15 protein-coding genes are annotated in these 15,876 nt (G+C 40.9%); all 15 read left to right on the top strand.

Features of this window, described 5'->3' with window-relative positions; genetic code table 11:
* The first annotated feature begins 3 nt into the window (after window positions 1–3).
* The 15 genes from MHI60_RS18430 to dapG all read left to right on the top strand — a co-directional run bounded on the left by MHI60_RS18430 (window position 4) and on the right by dapG (window position 15,853).
* Window positions 4–1,086: a myo-inositol-1-phosphate synthase gene (locus tag MHI60_RS18430; RefSeq protein ID WP_034281869.1), complete on the top strand. Its 1,083-nt coding sequence runs from the start codon at window positions 4–6 to the stop codon at window positions 1,084–1,086.
* A 3-nt stretch (window positions 1,087–1,089) separates the two neighbouring features.
* A complete protein-coding gene (locus MHI60_RS18425; protein ID WP_144485244.1) occupies window positions 1,090–1,941 on the top strand; it encodes an HAD hydrolase family protein in 852 nt (283 codons plus the stop codon).
* Window positions 1,942–3,078 carry an aminoacyl--tRNA ligase-related protein gene (locus tag MHI60_RS18420; protein WP_144470546.1) on the top strand — a complete coding sequence of 379 codons (1,137 nt, stop codon included), beginning with the start codon at window positions 1,942–1,944 and terminating at the stop codon, window positions 3,076–3,078.
* Window positions 3,065–4,195: a nucleotidyltransferase family protein gene (locus MHI60_RS18415; protein WP_144485246.1), complete on the top strand. Its 1,131-nt coding sequence runs from the start codon at window positions 3,065–3,067 to the stop codon at window positions 4,193–4,195. Before MHI60_RS18420 ends, MHI60_RS18415 begins: the two co-directional genes overlap by 14 nt.
* Before the next feature lie 4 nt (window positions 4,196–4,199).
* Window positions 4,200–5,456, top strand: coding sequence for an ATP-grasp domain-containing protein (locus tag MHI60_RS18410; protein ID WP_144485249.1), 1,257 nt, complete (start codon window positions 4,200–4,202; stop codon window positions 5,454–5,456).
* On the top strand, window positions 5,443–6,753 hold the full coding sequence (locus MHI60_RS18405) for a hypothetical protein (protein WP_186437328.1): 1,311 nt from the start codon (window positions 5,443–5,445) through the stop codon (window positions 6,751–6,753). The genes MHI60_RS18410 and MHI60_RS18405 overlap by 14 nt, the downstream gene beginning before the upstream one ends.
* Entirely contained in the window at window positions 6,719–7,912 is a 1,194-nt protein-coding gene (locus MHI60_RS18400; RefSeq protein ID WP_186437329.1) for an acyl-CoA dehydrogenase family protein, read from the top strand. The genes MHI60_RS18405 and MHI60_RS18400 overlap by 35 nt, the downstream gene beginning before the upstream one ends.
* A gap of 25 nt (window positions 7,913–7,937) precedes the next feature.
* Entirely contained in the window at window positions 7,938–8,933 is a 996-nt protein-coding gene (locus tag MHI60_RS18395; RefSeq protein WP_144485255.1) for a hypothetical protein, read from the top strand.
* Complete coding sequence (locus MHI60_RS18390; protein WP_095408532.1) at window positions 8,902–9,456, top strand: hypothetical protein; 555 nt, start codon at window positions 8,902–8,904, stop codon at window positions 9,454–9,456. Before MHI60_RS18395 ends, MHI60_RS18390 begins: the two co-directional genes overlap by 32 nt.
* A gap of 12 nt (window positions 9,457–9,468) precedes the next feature.
* Window positions 9,469–11,436 carry an asparagine synthase (glutamine-hydrolyzing) gene (gene asnB / locus MHI60_RS18385; protein ID WP_144485257.1) on the top strand — a complete coding sequence of 656 codons (1,968 nt, stop codon included), beginning with the start codon at window positions 9,469–9,471 and terminating at the stop codon, window positions 11,434–11,436.
* A gap of 62 nt (window positions 11,437–11,498) precedes the next feature.
* A complete protein-coding gene (locus MHI60_RS18380) occupies window positions 11,499–11,771 on the top strand; it encodes a YlmC/YmxH family sporulation protein (protein WP_008344726.1) in 273 nt (90 codons plus the stop codon).
* Between the two features lie 123 nt (window positions 11,772–11,894).
* Window positions 11,895–12,797, top strand: a complete 903-nt coding sequence (gene dpaA / locus MHI60_RS18375; RefSeq protein ID WP_095408534.1) for a dipicolinic acid synthetase subunit A — start codon at window positions 11,895–11,897, stop codon at window positions 12,795–12,797.
* A complete protein-coding gene (gene dpaB / locus MHI60_RS18370) occupies window positions 12,794–13,387 on the top strand; it encodes a dipicolinate synthase subunit B (RefSeq protein WP_048239799.1) in 594 nt (197 codons plus the stop codon). Before dpaA ends, dpaB begins: the two co-directional genes overlap by 4 nt.
* 139 nt (window positions 13,388–13,526) lie before the next feature.
* The gene (gene asd, locus MHI60_RS18365) at window positions 13,527–14,546 is read left to right on the top strand and encodes an aspartate-semialdehyde dehydrogenase (protein ID WP_024424127.1); all 1,020 of its coding nucleotides are present in this window, start codon (window positions 13,527–13,529) and stop codon (window positions 14,544–14,546) included.
* Between the two features lie 92 nt (window positions 14,547–14,638).
* Window positions 14,639–15,853 (top strand): aspartate kinase, encoded by a 1,215-nt coding sequence (dapG, locus tag MHI60_RS18360; RefSeq protein WP_048239801.1) that lies wholly within the window; start codon window positions 14,639–14,641, stop codon window positions 15,851–15,853.
* The last annotated feature ends 23 nt before the right edge of the window (window positions 15,854–15,876 follow it).

The following is a 15,876-nucleotide window of genomic DNA, read 5'->3' as shown; positions in this document are numbered from 1 at the left end:
AAAATGACAAAAGTTCGCGTAGCAATTGCAGGAGTAGGATCATGCGCTTCAAGTATCGTTCAATTTGTAGAATTGGCAAAGGAAAAGATGGATACGCTCTCCGGTGTTATGCATGATGTCATTGGAGGTTATCACTTGTCTGATGTGGAATTTGTTGCAGCTTTTGAAGTAGATCAAAATAAAGTAGGAAAAGACTTATCAGAGGCTATTTTTACTAAACCAACGGCTGCAGTAAAACATATTGATGTTCCGTTTTTCCAAGTACCCGTTGAAGCAGGTCCTTTATGTGATGGTCTTGAAGGAGATTTGTCCAACTGCATTCAGCCGCATGAACATTCATTAAAAATGAACACACATGATGTGACGCAAAGATTAAAGGACGTTCAGGCAGATGTACTAGTCTGCTTCTTACCGACTGGTTCATTTGAAGCTGTTCGAGTATATGCAGAGGCGTGTGCACACGCGCAAACTGCCTTTATTAATGCGACACCTGAACCGGTGGCAAATGATCCTGAATTTGTCAAAATGTTTGAAGAGTCGAATACACCGCTCCTTGGAGATGACTTAAGAAGTCATTTAGGTGCCACAACACTGCATACAGCGTTAATTGAGCTATTAAAATCCCGAGGGATTGACATTACCAATACGTATCAATTGAATGTCGGAGGCAATACAGACTTTTTAAACCTTGCCAACCCAATGAGATCAACGAGTAAACAAAAATCGAAGAGAAAAGCATTATTTGCCTCTGGTATTGATGCCAGCGAAGTGGCAGCAGGTCCAAATGGCTATGTCAGCTACTTAGGGGATCATAAAGTCTGCTTCCTGCGATTGGAAGGAAATTCTGTTTTAGATTCAGACATTTCGCTTGAAATCCGTTTACAAGTAGAAGATTCTCCGAATTCAGCTGGTGTTATCGCTAACGCAATGCGTGTAGCAAAAGCAGCTAAAGACATGAATCACAGCGGTGTCATACATGACGTCTGCCCGTTCTTATTCAAAAGCCCTCCAATTGGACAAGTAGATTCAGAGTCATTACGTCTATTCAATGAATATGTAGCAAATGCTGAGCTGAAAAAGGTGTGATCAGTGGAAGCAGAACTAAATCTTTGCGAGATAAAATTTGCCGCTTTTGACTTGGATGGAACATTAATTGATGACAGAGGCAGGCTTATTGGTGATGTCCATGGCGCAGTGAACATGCTGCGCCAAAGAGGCATTATTTCAATTATTGTCACAGGCAGAACCTATGATTCTTTCTTCTCTTTGAACTTAGATCCATCTTTACTCGATTTATTTCATCATGATGTTTTGCTAAATGATGGAAATGTGATTTGTCACCATCAAAAGAAAACATTTGACGTGAAACAATATCTAGATGCTGCTATATGCCAGCAGGTCATTTCATCACTTGATGGTCAAGCTGAATTTGTCATTGAATCACACGGGAAGCATGTGGCATCAAGTAAAAGCGCTAAGTTGAAATATTGCATGCTTTACACATTTCCACGAGAAAAAATAGAGGTAGGTCATCAGAAAGAATTCAAATTTGACCGTGTGACAAAACTATTTATTTTACCGAAAGTAAAAATAGATATCGCTCATCTATTAAGAGATTATCATTGTGATGTTGCGGATGCCCAGTTTTTAAATGCACAAGTGATATCCCCGAAAGGAATTTGTAAGGCAGATATGCTTGGGCAACATTTATTAGATTGTTTTGGAGAAAGTGATTTAAATCGTGTGATTGCTTTTGGAAATGGTCATAATGACAGACTGCTGCTGAAGAAGGCGAGGTGGGGGCTGGCAGTTCAAGATAGCCATCCATCGGCGATTGAGTTATGTGATGTACATCTGTGGGAGCCAATTTATGACTATCTTAATAAAGTTTTACAACCATTAGAAGCACCAGAAGTGATCAATGAAAAGGGAGGAATTTAGTTGAGAACCCTTCAGCTGCCTTTACCAGATGCGCTAGAAGATACAATGATACCGGATTTTGTGGAAAGAGTTTCTTTTCTATCAGCCCATATTTTGCACGTTGATCTTCTTGAAGAGGAATCTGTTATTGAAGTAACAGTCGATCATACGGGAGATGCAGAGGCAATATCAGCTGCGTTTTTAAAGTTATCGTCAAATGTAGCTCAACTGCGGAGGTTTCGTGAAAAGGAAATGAAATCAAATATTCATTTAAAAAGTGAGCCTGTTCATTCGAAACTAAGCGGGGATGACCAAAAGAGAACCTTCTACGATGAAATTGAAATGGAACTCGCACACTATTTTGATCAATTATTCTTAAATATGGGGGCTTCACTTGGAGCCAAATTAAGAAGATACCCTTCTACGATGAGTAAAGAATTAATGGAAAAGTGTAAATACCATACGAATTTTCCGCAAAATATTTATTCTGTCTTTGAAATACCTCATGATTACCAGGTTATTGATGACATTCGAGAAAAGCATCATGGTTTTCTTCCTGAACACTTCCAGCAAGCAGGCCGATTTTTACAACCGTGCATTTGTTATCATTGCTACGAGGAATGGGAAGGGAATACCTATACAGACAATCAAATGATGACAGCAGCGGGGCAGTGTTTTAGACATGAAATTTCTTGGAAAGTAGATCCACTAAGGAAACTAGAATTTAGTATGCGTGAAATTGTCTTTATCGGTGATAACGAGTACATCAATGAAACGAGAAAAACACTTCTTGAACACACATGGCAATGTTTTCATCAGCTTGGCCTTAGTGGAAAGGTCACCACCGCAAATGATCCCTTTTTCTTTTATGATGATATGGATAAAGCGAATTATCAATTAATGGCGAACAGCAAATATGAGTTAGTAGCTGTGACAGAAAAGAAAGACGTTTCGATCGCTTCATTTAACGACTGTGGAGAGATGCTTTGTGAAAGGTTCCAAATCAAGGGAGAAGATGATATGCCGCTTTATTCAGGTTGTGCCGCATTTGGTATCGATCGATGGGTGCAAGTATTTTTACAAACATACGGTCGAAATCGAAAGAATTGGCCGGATGAAATGCTTCATATAAAGGAGGGTCAATATGCTGCAAAGTAATCTGACTCAAGAAGAGCACACAGCCCTCATTTTATCTGATCCTTTTTTAGAAGACAGCCAGATAGAAGAGATGCAGGAGCTTCTATATCAGCAGCAAGACTGGAATGTCATTCTTGGAATGCTGCATGTTCACCGGACAGCCGGTATTGCATGGAAAAATATTAAACGTTACGCCATTCATTTAAGAAAAGATTTTAAAGCAACTTATTTTTTAAAGTCATTAGAGATTATGTATAAGGGGCAATTAGAAACGGCACGAGACAATATCAAGTTAAACGATCAGTTATTCCAAGCACTTGATCAAAAAGGAATTGAGTATGCCATTGTAAAAGGAAGTGTGATTGGTCAGTGGGCATACGGCGATATAGGGCTTCGCTTATTTGGGGACAACGATCTCTTTATCTCACAAGATCAGCTGCAAGAAACTGGACATGTATTAAAAGAATTAGGCTATATTCAAGGTTCTTGGAATTATGAAACGGAGACAGTCACACCTGCGAAACGAAAAGACATTCTTTACCTCATCATGAACTCACATCAAACCTACACCTACATGAAACCTACACCAGAATGCCGCTTTATCGACTGTCATAAAATCGATGTTCAGTTTTCAGTTGACCTCATGACAGGAAACCGGACAGATTCAATTGTCCAAGAAATGCTGTCTAGACGAATTCAAACGTCTGTTGACGAGCACCTTGTATGGTCATTAAAAGAAGAGGATATGCTGATTTTCTTATGTATTCATTTTTACAAAGAGGCGATTTATTTAAATGAAGTCGAGTCAATGAAAGATTTACTGCTTTATAAGTTACTTGATATATATGGGATGTTTATGAGAGAAGACCTATTGGATGTGGAGTTGTTTGTCCGTCGAACGAAAGCGTATGGCTTTGAAAAGATGGTCTATTTTGCTTTGCATTATGTGAATGAAGTCTTTCCTCATACGATTCCTGATCTTGTCATGGATGCACTTCAGCCTGAATCACTTGCTTATTTATCCGAAGTACTGGATGCAAATGATGTCGTTCATACCTGGAATCAGCCCATCCGTAAAAGATTCTTTCACATTAATCGGTCTTTAGAAATACAAAAGCATTCTGTTCATAAGGAGTAGTGTGATGAAAGATCCGGCAGCGCTATTTGATTTTAAGGGAAGAAACGACGTCATATGGTTTGGGAATATGAATCAAGAACAAAGCTGGGATCAAACAAAGGCTTTACCTGTTATGACAGACCATGTTCAAAATGAACTGGTTCTTCAGCAAGAACAACAACTGCTTTTAATTGCTTCTAAGGATCATCATGTCATCATGCATCATCAGCCTGAATCTGCTTTTTTAGCCTATTTGGAAAAGCAAGGTGTCAAGCTTCCGCATATGGTTCAAAAAGAAGATGCCTTGAAATTAAAGGGACTCATTGTACCTTATCTTTTAGATGAATCGGTTGAACAAGCATCGTCGCTTGAAAAAAGAAAGATTTATGGCTCAAATTCAACACTCGTAAAGCGATTCAATCATAAGATTTCGACTAGAAAATGGGCAAAAGAACATCAGTTTACCGTCACGTGTGGTGCTGTTTGTCAAAATACTGACGAGTTAAAACAGACGTATGAAGAATTAAGGGCGAATCATTTCTCAAAAATGGTTCTGAAAATACCTTATGGATCATCTGGTAAGGGACTTCGTATTTTAAAAAACGAGAGAGAATTCAAGCAGCTAGTGACCTTTATTGAAAGAAGAAAAATCCAAACAGACCTTCTCTTAGAAGGGTGGCATCCGATTAAGCGATCTTTAAATGCTCAATTGCTCATTCAAGAGGAAGGATCACACTTACTTTCAATTACAGAACAGAAAATTAATGAGGACGGCATCTACTTAGGGACCGATTTTGCGCCTATTTATGAACAGGACAAAAAACGTGAATATGAAGTAAGCATGCATCGAATCATAGAGCTTCTATATGAAGAAGGGTATCGTGGCGTGGTTGGCGTTGATTCGATCATTGATATAAATGAACAGCTCATACCGATTATTGAAATAAATGCCCGGTTCACGCAGGTTACTTATTTACTCCCAATCATTTGTCGTTTTTTTTCAACCTACGAATATATTGAAAGCCGCTTTAAAAGATTCTCATGCAGTGCCGACCTGCCGTTTGAAGATGTGTTAACGGAGGTAACAGAAGCACTCGATCCGGGAGAAGATGGTGGGTTTTTTATTTATACTTTCGGTAAAACGAGAGCGGATGATATGTGGCACTATCGACTGTTTATATTGTTTTACCATATGAAGAAGGACAAGCAGATTCATATGCTGACAAAGTTTGATGATATGGATTTTTCAGCAGAAAGGGGGAGAGAATTTGCCGAAAAATGACTCTACGCTCTTAGAGAAAGCGAATGGTTATGGGACGCCGATGTATGTATACGATGGAGATGCATTGAAAGATCACTATGATCACATTACAGCATGGCTCCATCAATCAGCTGAGGTGTTCTTTTCATTTAAGTCCAATGGAAATGTCTCGATTGCGTCATTGTTACAGTCTTTTGGGGCTGGTATAGAAGTGGCTTCTGCAGGAGAGCTCCTTATGGCTGTAAAAGCAGGTTATTCCCCGGAGCAAATCATTTTTTCTGGCCCTGGTAAGCGGAAGCAAGAGATCGATGTCGCGATCCAGCATGAGATCTATTGTATTATCGCAGAATCAAAGGAAGAGCTTATTTATATCGCTGAGTCTGCAAAGCATCAGGATAAACAGGCATCAGTAGGCATTCGGATTAATCCTGAATCCATTGAGTCACGAGCAAAAATCAAAATGGGCGGAGTTCCAAGTCCATTTGGGATAGATGAATCCAAACTGAAGGACGTATTTGACCTATTTCAGAAGTATGATCATTCGCTCGTATTTAAAGGGATTCATATGTATTTGGGAACTCAAGTTCTTGATGAAACATCGCTTTTATCATCGTTTGAATACACGCTCAATACAGCTGTTCGAATCAAGAAAGAATATGGACTAACATGCCAGATGGTTGATTTAGGCGGCGGGTTTGGTATTCCGTATTTTCAGCATGAGACACCACTAAATGCCGAACGGTTATTTCAAAACGTAGCGGAATTGATTCGAGCGTACGAAGCTGAGCTGGAATTTCCGAGATTTATTATTGAGATGGGGAGATTCCTTTTAGCGGAATGTGGTGTTTATTTAACAACTATACAATATGTAAAAGAATCAAAAGGACAGACGTTTTTAATTGCAGATGGAGGAATGCATCATCATCAAGCGATGACGTTTAGAGGCAGGCTGCTCCGCAATAATTATCCGATGCGGCTCATTAAACCTTCTAGCAAGCCCTCGGCTGTAGTGAAACAATCGATTGTTGGTCCACTATGTACTCCGGAAGATTTAATTGGCCGGCAGGTAGAGCTTCCGCAAGGCGATGTAGGTGATCTTCTTTGTATTGAGAAATCAGGGGCATATGGACTTTGCTACAGTCCAACCTTATTTTTAGGTCATTCTTCTCCGCTAGAGCTGCTTTTGTTTGATGGAAACGATTATGTCATTCGAGAGAGAGGGACCCCGGATGATCTTTTATTGAAACAAAATAGATTATTCTTTAGACAAAGGAGGGATGAATATGACACTGACGGAGCTACGACAAGAAACGATTGATCGTCTTGTTTTGCAATTTTCGGAAAGAGCGCGTCAGCTTGATGATGAATTTCAGTTCCCGCATCAAAATCTAGACGAGCTGATTAATTGTGGATTACATGTCGCCAATATGCCGCAACAAGACGGGGGTCTTGGATATGGATTTGAAGAAACGGTGACTCTTTTGTCACACATATCTAAAGGGTGCGCGTCGACAGGACTCATTATGGCGATGCATTACTATTCGCTCGGCGCATTTTCTGAAGTGCTTACAAGTGAGCAGCAGGCCGCAATTTTTGAAGATATTCGGCGTTCAGGAGAACTAATCGCTTCTGTTAGCGATCCGAATGTGATTTTTATTTATCAGCGTAAGCAAATGGACGGGATTCCGACCATTACCGCAGAGAAAACAGATGGCGGATATCTTGTGAGTGGAACTAAATTCACAGTGACTGGTGCACCGCGCATTAAATATTTACCGATTTATTGTCAGTATGCGCCGTCGTCTTGCACATCTCAATATGGAATGACTGCGCTCTTAATGACATTACCGAGTGAAGGCGCTGCAATTGAGGAATCGTGGAATTATTCGGGCATGAGAGCATCGATGAGTCATCACATTCATTTTGACCAAGTGTTTATACCCGATCATCAGCTCATCGGGCGGGAAGGCTACGCAATAGAAGATACTGAAAATTTAATCTATTGGTTTCGTCTAGCTGTTACAGCTGTTTATTATGGCATTGCAAAATCAGCATATGAACATGCCCTCGGTATGGCATATAAAAGAAATGATCGAATTTCCAAGAAAAAATCAGCCTTTTTACCAGGCCAGCAATTTCGTATTGCAGATATGAAAATTAAATTAGATGTTGCACATTCTCAGCTTATGGCCTGCGCTCAGCAAGCAGATCAAGAAAAGAAACAAAATCATTACACAAGTGATTTGTATACGAAGACGCTGATTACAAAACTTGTTGTTACGCAAGCAGCAGAAGAAATCGTACAGCTAGCTTCTCAGGTCGAGGGTTTTTCTTCATTACAGCAAGGATCTTTGCTTGAGCGTTTAAGCCGAGATGTGAAAGCGGCAAAATTTCATCCGCCTTCTGAAGATTTATTAAAAGAAGTGATTGCGAAAAAAGAGCTGGGCATTATCCCGTTAAAAAATCGCTGGGTATGATGGCCAGAAAAAGGAGGAGACATATGTGGCTACTGCAGCACCTATTTACCGGAACAATTATTTAAACTGTTCTCAATTAACGATTGCAGCCATGCTTCTTAGAAAAGGGATTGAAATTGATAGGGTTTGGAGGCAGGCAGGCCTTGTTTATAGACCTCAAGACAAAGGATTTGTTTTAATCGGTTCCTTTAAACATTTTCGTGAGGATATTCTCCATCATAATGGCATTCATTTAGAAGAAATTTTTTACACGGAAGAGGAATTAGACCTCTATATCAACCGTGTGTTTAAACAGCATCCAAGCGCAGGGACTGTCTCTGTTTCCTTAGATATATTTGAATTACCGTACTGTCCATTTTACGAAAGAGAACATGGATATCACACATTGGAAGTACTTGAGGTAAATGATGATCATGCAGTGGTCAGTGACCATGCTTACTCCTATCATGGCACATTGAGTAAAGACCATTTGATGAAAGCTGCCCGCTCTGTATATGAACATACACCTCGAACCGAGAATCGTTATAAGTGGATCAAACATGTGGAACTTCAGAAAGAACCGGATGTGCTGGTGATATTAAAGGAGCATGCTTCCATCTTAGAAGGAGCACCGCCGCATTTTGATTTGCCTGGAGCTGTCACAGGGCTAGGTGCTATTTCAGTCATTCAAAAGGATTATATTGATAGTATCAAAGACAATGAAAATGGTAATTTATTAGACAATGTTTATTTTGAAGGATTAAAAGATGTGGCCAACTCCAGAAAACATATGGTGACATTCTTATCTTCTTATGAAAATGAGCTTTTACATCCCCTTATTCAAGCGTTTGAAGATGCTTATCAAAGCTGGACAGTGCTCGCCAATTTTACGGCTAGAGTAGGGCTCAGTAAAAATCCTCGCAGTATGATAGACAGGACGGCGAATCGGTTTCAAAAAACATTAGAAGTGGAGACCAGCCTGCTCACAGAACTAAAAGAGGTGATTCAAAATGAAGACCTATCAAACTCTCTCTCTTCATGATTATGTCAATAACAGAGGCATCACATATCAAAATGAATATGACAAAGGCCAATTAACAATTGGCGGAGCTTCTTTGCCGGCTGAGTTAATCATGAACGTGCAAGATCCTATTATCGAAGGGATTCCTTTTCAGTTCATATATCAAGATCAAGGAGACAATATTGAATTAGAGGGACAGTCTCTTCGTTTTCCGCCACTTGAAGCAGAAGCGCTTCATGTCGTTGGCTGTTCATCCAATGGCAATCTTTACGAAGAGATTTCATTATTACGAGAGGGGAACGTTGTCTGTGAGACTCGGCTTTCATTAACGGATGTGATTGAACGTGAACCAGCATTTCATGATCGAGCGGCATATGCATTTGATTATATTCATACGGTATCCGGCATTAATCATCATTTGACATCAAATCTTTGGCTTGATTCGCTCACCTTTTCGCAAAAAGTAGTTTTTGATGAAATTCGCTTTCAAGATAATCCATTTATGCATATTTTCGCAATGACGATTCAGCAGTCAGATCATTAATGGAAGGGAGCCATGTCTATGTGCGGCATTGCAGGCTATTGTCATTTTAACCAAGCACCACTTGATCCTCACATCTTACTGAAGATGAAAAGCGCACTTGCTGTGCGTGGACCTGATGATAGTGGTGTCTATCAAGATGACTCAGTTGGTCTGGTTCATACGCGGCTTTCAATTATTGATATTCAATCTGGGCCGCAGCCAATAACAAATGAAGATGATTCTATATGTGTGATTCTAAATGGAGAGATTTATAATTTTAAAGAATTAAGAGAGAACTTATGGAATAAAGGCCATTTGTTTCGCACTGAGACAGATACAGAAGTGCTTGTTCATGGCTATGAAGAATACGGAATTTCCTTTGTTGAGCAATTAAACGGAATGTTTGCAGCTGCGATATGGGACAAAAAGAAGAAAGCACTTTATTTGTTTAGAGATCGTTCTGGGATTAAACCGCTGTATGTTTCAGAATGCCGGGGAGGGCTTATTTTTGGATCGGAAATGAAGGCTCTTTTTCAGCATCCAGACATACAAACTGCTATTGAGCCAGACGCTGTTCTTAGTTATTTATCCTTCCGTTATTCGATCGGCGAGCAGACTTTTTTTCAAGGAATTCAAAAATTACCCCCAGGTGTCATCTTGAAAATAGATGAAACAGGCATAACAAAAGAGACCTACTGGCAATATCCGCTCCCAGCTGATGGGATCGATCGGGGAGAACGTTATTATCAAAAGGAATTGTTTGAATTAATTCAAGATAGTGTGCAAAAACAGATGATGTCTGATGTGCCTGTGGGAGCTTTTTTGAGCGGGGGAGTGGATTCGACTTCGATTGTCGCTTTGATGTCCAAATACAAAAACGAGAATATTCATTGTTTTTCGACCAGCTTTGAAGAGGAAGGCTTTTCTGAAGAAAGCTATGCCAAACTCGCGGCAGATCAATACAATGTCAAGCTACACTCACATAGAATGAGTGAAGAAGAGTACTTTCAATTATTGCCTGAAGTTGTGAAGCGAAGAGATCATCCTCTTTCTATTCCTCATGAAGTCGCTTTTTACCATATGTCACGGGAAGCAAAAAAGCACGTGACGGTGGTTCTATGTGGTGAAGGAGCGGATGAATTGTTTGCAGGTTATGGACGTGTCTTTAGGAGTCCAGCAGATTGGCGGAAAATTTTATGGCTTCAAAAAAACCGAAAACTGTCCTCCATCCTTTCGAAGGTATTATTTGAACTATCCTTTCAGCAGCAGGTACATCAATTGATCGACCTTGAAGGTGAGATGGATCATTACAAAAAAAGGTATGCATGGTTTACTGCTGGCGAAAAAGAGCAGCTTTTAAGTCGGCACGCTAGTTCAATTGACCCTCCTGACTCACACATGAACCAGTTTATTGCCCATTGCTTTCAAAAGATGGAGGGTGCGTCGTATGAAAATAAACTGCTCTATTTATTCCAGCAGATTCATTTACCAAATCTGTTAGACCGGCTTGATATGATGACGATGTCACATGGACTAGAGGCGCGTGTTCCATTTCTTGATCATCGCATCATCCAATTTGTCAATGACATGCCCTTCAAATATAAGCTTCCTTATAAAGGACTGCCTAGCAGGCTGCAAGCATTTTTTCAGTCGAGTCTCAAAACGAGTGAGGTACAAGACATTCCGAAATATATGTTAAAAAAGACAATGGAGCAAACAGTGGATAAGCGTATATTATATAGAAGAAAAATGGGTTTTCCGGTTCCGGTGTATCATTGGATGAGCAAAAGGATGAAAGAAATCGAAGAGAAGCTTCTTGATCAACAAAGCTTTGCAACAGAACTGTTTCAAAGAAAGCCACTAGAACAATTTTTACGAAATCATTCGAATCAGAAAAACAAAAATGGAGCGGATCAAAAAGTCTGGATGCTGTACAACTTGGAATTATGGCATGATCACTACATGAAAGGGACGCAGCTTTCTCTCCAAACGAGTCATTAAAGAGATCCGGTCTATTCCCCTTGTCTGCTGCATATATGATACGGAAGGGAAGTGATGCGACTTTGAGGCTGAGTGAACTGTCGGGAAAAGAGATTGTCGATATTAAAAGAGCGGAGCGGCTTGGCGTGCTTGGACAAACTGATCTTGAAATCAATGAACAGGACGGTCAAATTACAGCACTCATTATACCTTCCGTGAAGTGGTTTGGCTTTCGAAAACAAGGAAATGACATCCGCGTCCCGTGGAATCACATTCAAAAAATAGGATCAGATATGATCATTCTCGATGTGCCTGAAGAACTTCAGCCGCACGGAGAAAAAGAGCACCCGTCATAAACGGGTGCTCTTTTTCTTTTCTCTCTCTGATTCGTTCACAGGCTGAATCCTCTCCTCATATGCTGAAAGGGAGATTCAGAAAATATTACAGACTTTTTTAAATAAAGAAGGTGAACGGTCAGTATGTTGAGCGGTTTAACGGTTGCGGTGATCGGGGGAGATGCAAGGCAGCTTGAAATTATTCGCAAGTTGTCACAGCAGCATGCCAAAGTGTTTTTAGTCGGATTTGATCAGCTGGACCATGGATTTATTGGCGCTGAAAAGCTGAAAATGTCTGAACTTCCATTCGAACAAGTAGACAGTATGATTCTGCCAGTATCAGGGGCAACGGATGAAGGCGTTGTTGCAACTGTTTTCTCAAATGAGCAGGTCTTGCTGGAAGCAAAATATTTAGAAAGAACCCCTGCCCATTGTACCTTGTACTCAGGTATTTCAAATACGTACTTAGACAATCTGGCAAAGCAGGTGAACCGGAAGCTTGTGAAGCTGTTTGAGCGAGATGATATTGCCATATATAACTCTATTCCAACAGTTGAAGGGATTATCATGATGGCCATTCAGCAAACGGACTATACGATTCACGGGTCTCATGTCGCTGTTCTCGGACTTGGAAGAACAGGACTCACGATTGCCCGCACATTTCGGGCACTAGGGGCAGACGTAAAAGTAGGGGCGGCAGACACAGCACATTTAGCGCGGGCCTTTGAGATGGGGCTTGATCCATTTTCAATGGACCGGTTAAAAGAAGAAGTAACAGACGTTGATATTATCATCAATACCATTCCAAGTCTTGTATTAGATTCATCTGTCATCGTCAGCATGACACCAAAGACACTCATTTTGGATATCGCCTCCCGCCCCGGCGGAACAGACTTTGACTTTGCACAAAAGCACGGAGTAAAGGCACTTCTTGCACCAGGACTCCCGGGGATTGTTGCACCAAAAACAGCAGGACAAATCATTGCAAAAGTGCTCTCCGGGCTTTTATGTGAACTTGCGGAGGAAAAAAGGGGGATGGAATCATGACATCATTAAAAGGAAAAAGAATCGGCTTTGGTTTAACAGGTTCCCACTGTACGTATGAAGCTGTTTTTCCGCAAATCGAAGCGCTTGTAAAAGAAGGGGCAGAGGTGCGTCCAGTGGTGTCGTACACGGTGCAGAGCACGAATACGAGATTTGGAGATGGAGCTGAGTGGATCGAGCGGATTGAGAAGCTGACTGGATTTAAGGCGATTGACTCAATCGTTAAAGCAGAACCGCTCGGACCTAAGCTGCCGCTTGATTGTATGGTCATTGCTCCTTTAACTGGAAACTCAATGGCGAAATTTGCAAATGCCATGACAGACAGTCCTGTTTTAATGGCTGCTAAAGCAACCATTCGAAATCATCGTCCTGTCGTTTTAGGTATCTCAACAAACGATGCGTTAGGCTTAAATGGTACAAATCTGATGAGACTGATGTCGACAAAGAATATTTTCTTTATTCCATTTGGCCAGGACGATCCATTCAAAAAACCGACCTCGATGGTCGCAAACATGGATCTGCTATCTCAAACAGTAGAAGAGGCGCTCCAGCATAGACAAATTCAGCCGATTTTAATTGGACCAAACGAATAATAGTTTCACTAGAAAATCATGAAAGATTCAAAAAAGATGCTTCAAGCCTTGCTTTTCTATGGTAAAATAAAATGTAAAAAGTCATAGGGTGGCCATCCGAAAGAAAAGAATCATGGATGGGTCGGAAGGAGTTTTACTGATGGGAAGAGGATTGCATGTAGCTGTAGTTGGAGCGACTGGAGCTGTCGGTCAACAAATGTTAAAAACACTAGCTGACAGAGATTTTGAAATGGATACACTTACTCTACTATCCTCAAAACGTTCTGCTGGAACAAAAGTGACATTCAGAGGTCAAGAGTACACTGTTCAGGAAGCAACACCTGAAAGCTTTGAAGGAGTAAACATTGCATTATTCAGTGCTGGAGGAAATGTTTCCAAGGCGCTAGCTCCTGAAGCAGTCAAACGAGGTGCGATTGTTGTTGACAACACTAGTGCTTTTCGTATGGACGAAAACATCCCTCTTGTCGTACCAGAGGTAAACGAAAAAGATTTGCATGATCATCAAGGGATCATTGCAAACCCTAACTGTTCAACGATTCAAATGGTAGCGGCATTAGAACCGCTTCGTCAGGCGTATGGAATGAAAAAAGTCATTGTCTCTACGTATCAAGCAGTATCAGGTGCGGGACATGAAGCCATTGACGAACTATACAGCCAATCACAAGCTATTTTAAATAAAGAAGATGTAAAACCAGAAGTCATGCCTTATCAAATTGCATTTAATGCGATTCCGCAAATTGATAAATTCCAAGACAATGGTTATACATTCGAAGAAATGAAAATGATCAACGAAACGAAAAAAATCATGCATATGCCAGAGCTGGAAGTAGCGGCAACATGTGTGAGACTTCCAATTGAAACAGGTCATTCAGAATCTGTTTACGTCGAACTAGAATCAAATGATGCAACAGTTGAAGACCTCAAATCAATTCTAAAAGATGCACCGGGAATTACGCTGCAAGATGATCCGTCTCAGCAAATTTATCCAATGCCTGCAGATGCTGTTGGGAAAAACGACGTATTTGTCGGCCGCATTAGGAAAGATTTGGACCGTCCAAACGGGTTCCATATGTGGATTGTATCTGATAACCTGCTTAAAGGTGCTGCATGGAACTCAGTTCAAATTGCAGAAAGCTTAAAAGCATTAAAATTAGTTTAACATTTAATGGATGTTGAGGACGAACAGAAGAGAGTTAGGCATCTTTCGCCTGCTCTCTTCTGTTACGTCAGAATGAACTTGGAGTGAAAACAGTGAAAATAATTGTCCAAAAATTTGGCGGTACATCTGTCAAAGATGATCAAGGTAGAAAAAGGGCACTTGCACATATCTTATCTGCAAAAGAGAAAGGCTATAAGTCGGTTGTCGTCGTTTCTGCAATGGGACGAAAAGGTGATCCCTATGCGACAGATACGCTGCTCGGTCTGCTTTACGGCAGCGCGCAGAACATGACAAATCGAGAAAAAGACTTGCTTGTTTCCTGCGGAGAGAATATATCAGCTGTTGTGTTTTCAAGTATGCTGAATGAAAACGGGCTAAAGGCTGTAGCGATGACTGGAGCTCAGGCGGGCTTTGTGACAGATAAGGAGCATACAAGTGCGAAAATTATTGACATGAAGTGCGAACGTCTGGAGGCAGCACTGTCTGAACATGATGTTGTCGTTGTCGCTGGGTTTCAGGGAGCGGCGAAAAATGGAGACGTGACAACAATCGGACGAGGTGGCAGTGATACGTCCGCAGCTGCTTTAGGCGCTGCATTGCAGGCAGACTTTATTGATATTTTTACAGATGTAGAAGGCGTTATGACAGCAGATCCCCGTATTGTTGAAAATGCAAAACCGCTTAGAGTCGTGACATATACGGAAATTTGCAACCTCGCATATCAAGGGGCAAAAGTCATTCACCCGAGAGCTGTCGAAATTGCGATGCAGGCAAAAGTACCAATGAGGGTGCGTTCAACATACTCTGATGATGAGGGCACACTCGTTACATCACACTACTCAGATAAAATGAGCCATGATGTGTACGACCGCCTCATTACGGGTATTGCACATGTCAATGATGTGACGCAAATCAAAGTTCCTGCAAAAGAAGGTCAGTACAGTGTACAAACAGAGGTCTTCAAAGCAATGGCAAACGCACAAATCAGTGTCGACTTCTTCAACATCACACCGAGTGAAATTGTGTATACAGTGACAGGTGCAATGACTGAAAAGGCAACGTCGATCCTAAAAGATCTTGGCTATACGCCAATTGTGACAACAAATTGTGCGAAAGTATCAGCTGTTGGCGCAGGCATTATGGGTGTACCAGGTGTCACATCTAAAATTGTATCGGCTCTATCCGAGCAAAACATTCCGATTTTACAATCAGCTGACAGTCATACGACCATTTGGGTGTTAGTGAACGAAGAAAACATGAGAGCGGCTGTCAATGCCCTGCATGAAGTGTTTGAACTTTCAAGATAAATGTGATTGAATCATGATGAGGT

Source organism: Bacillus sp. FSL K6-3200 (genome assembly GCF_038630485.1).
Taxonomy (GTDB): Bacteria; Bacillota; Bacilli; order Bacillales; family Bacillaceae; genus Bacillus; species Bacillus safensis.
This window is presented reverse-complemented; position numbering and strand designations above follow the sequence as displayed.

Bases quoted from the DNA above. Each gene is read 5' to 3' on its own strand.
- MHI60_RS18430 (WP_034281869.1), top strand. From the start codon at position 4: ATGACAAAAGTTCGCGTAGCAATTGCAGGAGTAGGATCATGCGCTTCA.
- MHI60_RS18415 (WP_144485246.1), top strand. From the start codon at position 3,065: ATGCTGCAAAGTAATCTGACTCAAGAAGAGCACACAGCCCTCATTTTA.
- MHI60_RS18410 (WP_144485249.1), top strand. From the start codon at position 4,200: ATGAAAGATCCGGCAGCGCTATTTGATTTTAAGGGAAGAAACGACGTC.
- MHI60_RS18400 (WP_186437329.1), top strand. From the start codon at position 6,719: ATGACACTGACGGAGCTACGACAAGAAACGATTGATCGTCTTGTTTTG.
- MHI60_RS18390 (WP_095408532.1), top strand. From the start codon at position 8,902: ATGAAGACCTATCAAACTCTCTCTCTTCATGATTATGTCAATAACAGA.
- asnB (WP_144485257.1), top strand. From the start codon at position 9,469: ATGTCTATGTGCGGCATTGCAGGCTATTGTCATTTTAACCAAGCACCA.
- dpaA (WP_095408534.1), top strand. From the start codon at position 11,895: ATGTTGAGCGGTTTAACGGTTGCGGTGATCGGGGGAGATGCAAGGCAG.
- dpaB (WP_048239799.1), top strand. From the start codon at position 12,794: ATGACATCATTAAAAGGAAAAAGAATCGGCTTTGGTTTAACAGGTTCC.
- asd (WP_024424127.1), top strand. From the start codon at position 13,527: ATGGGAAGAGGATTGCATGTAGCTGTAGTTGGAGCGACTGGAGCTGTC.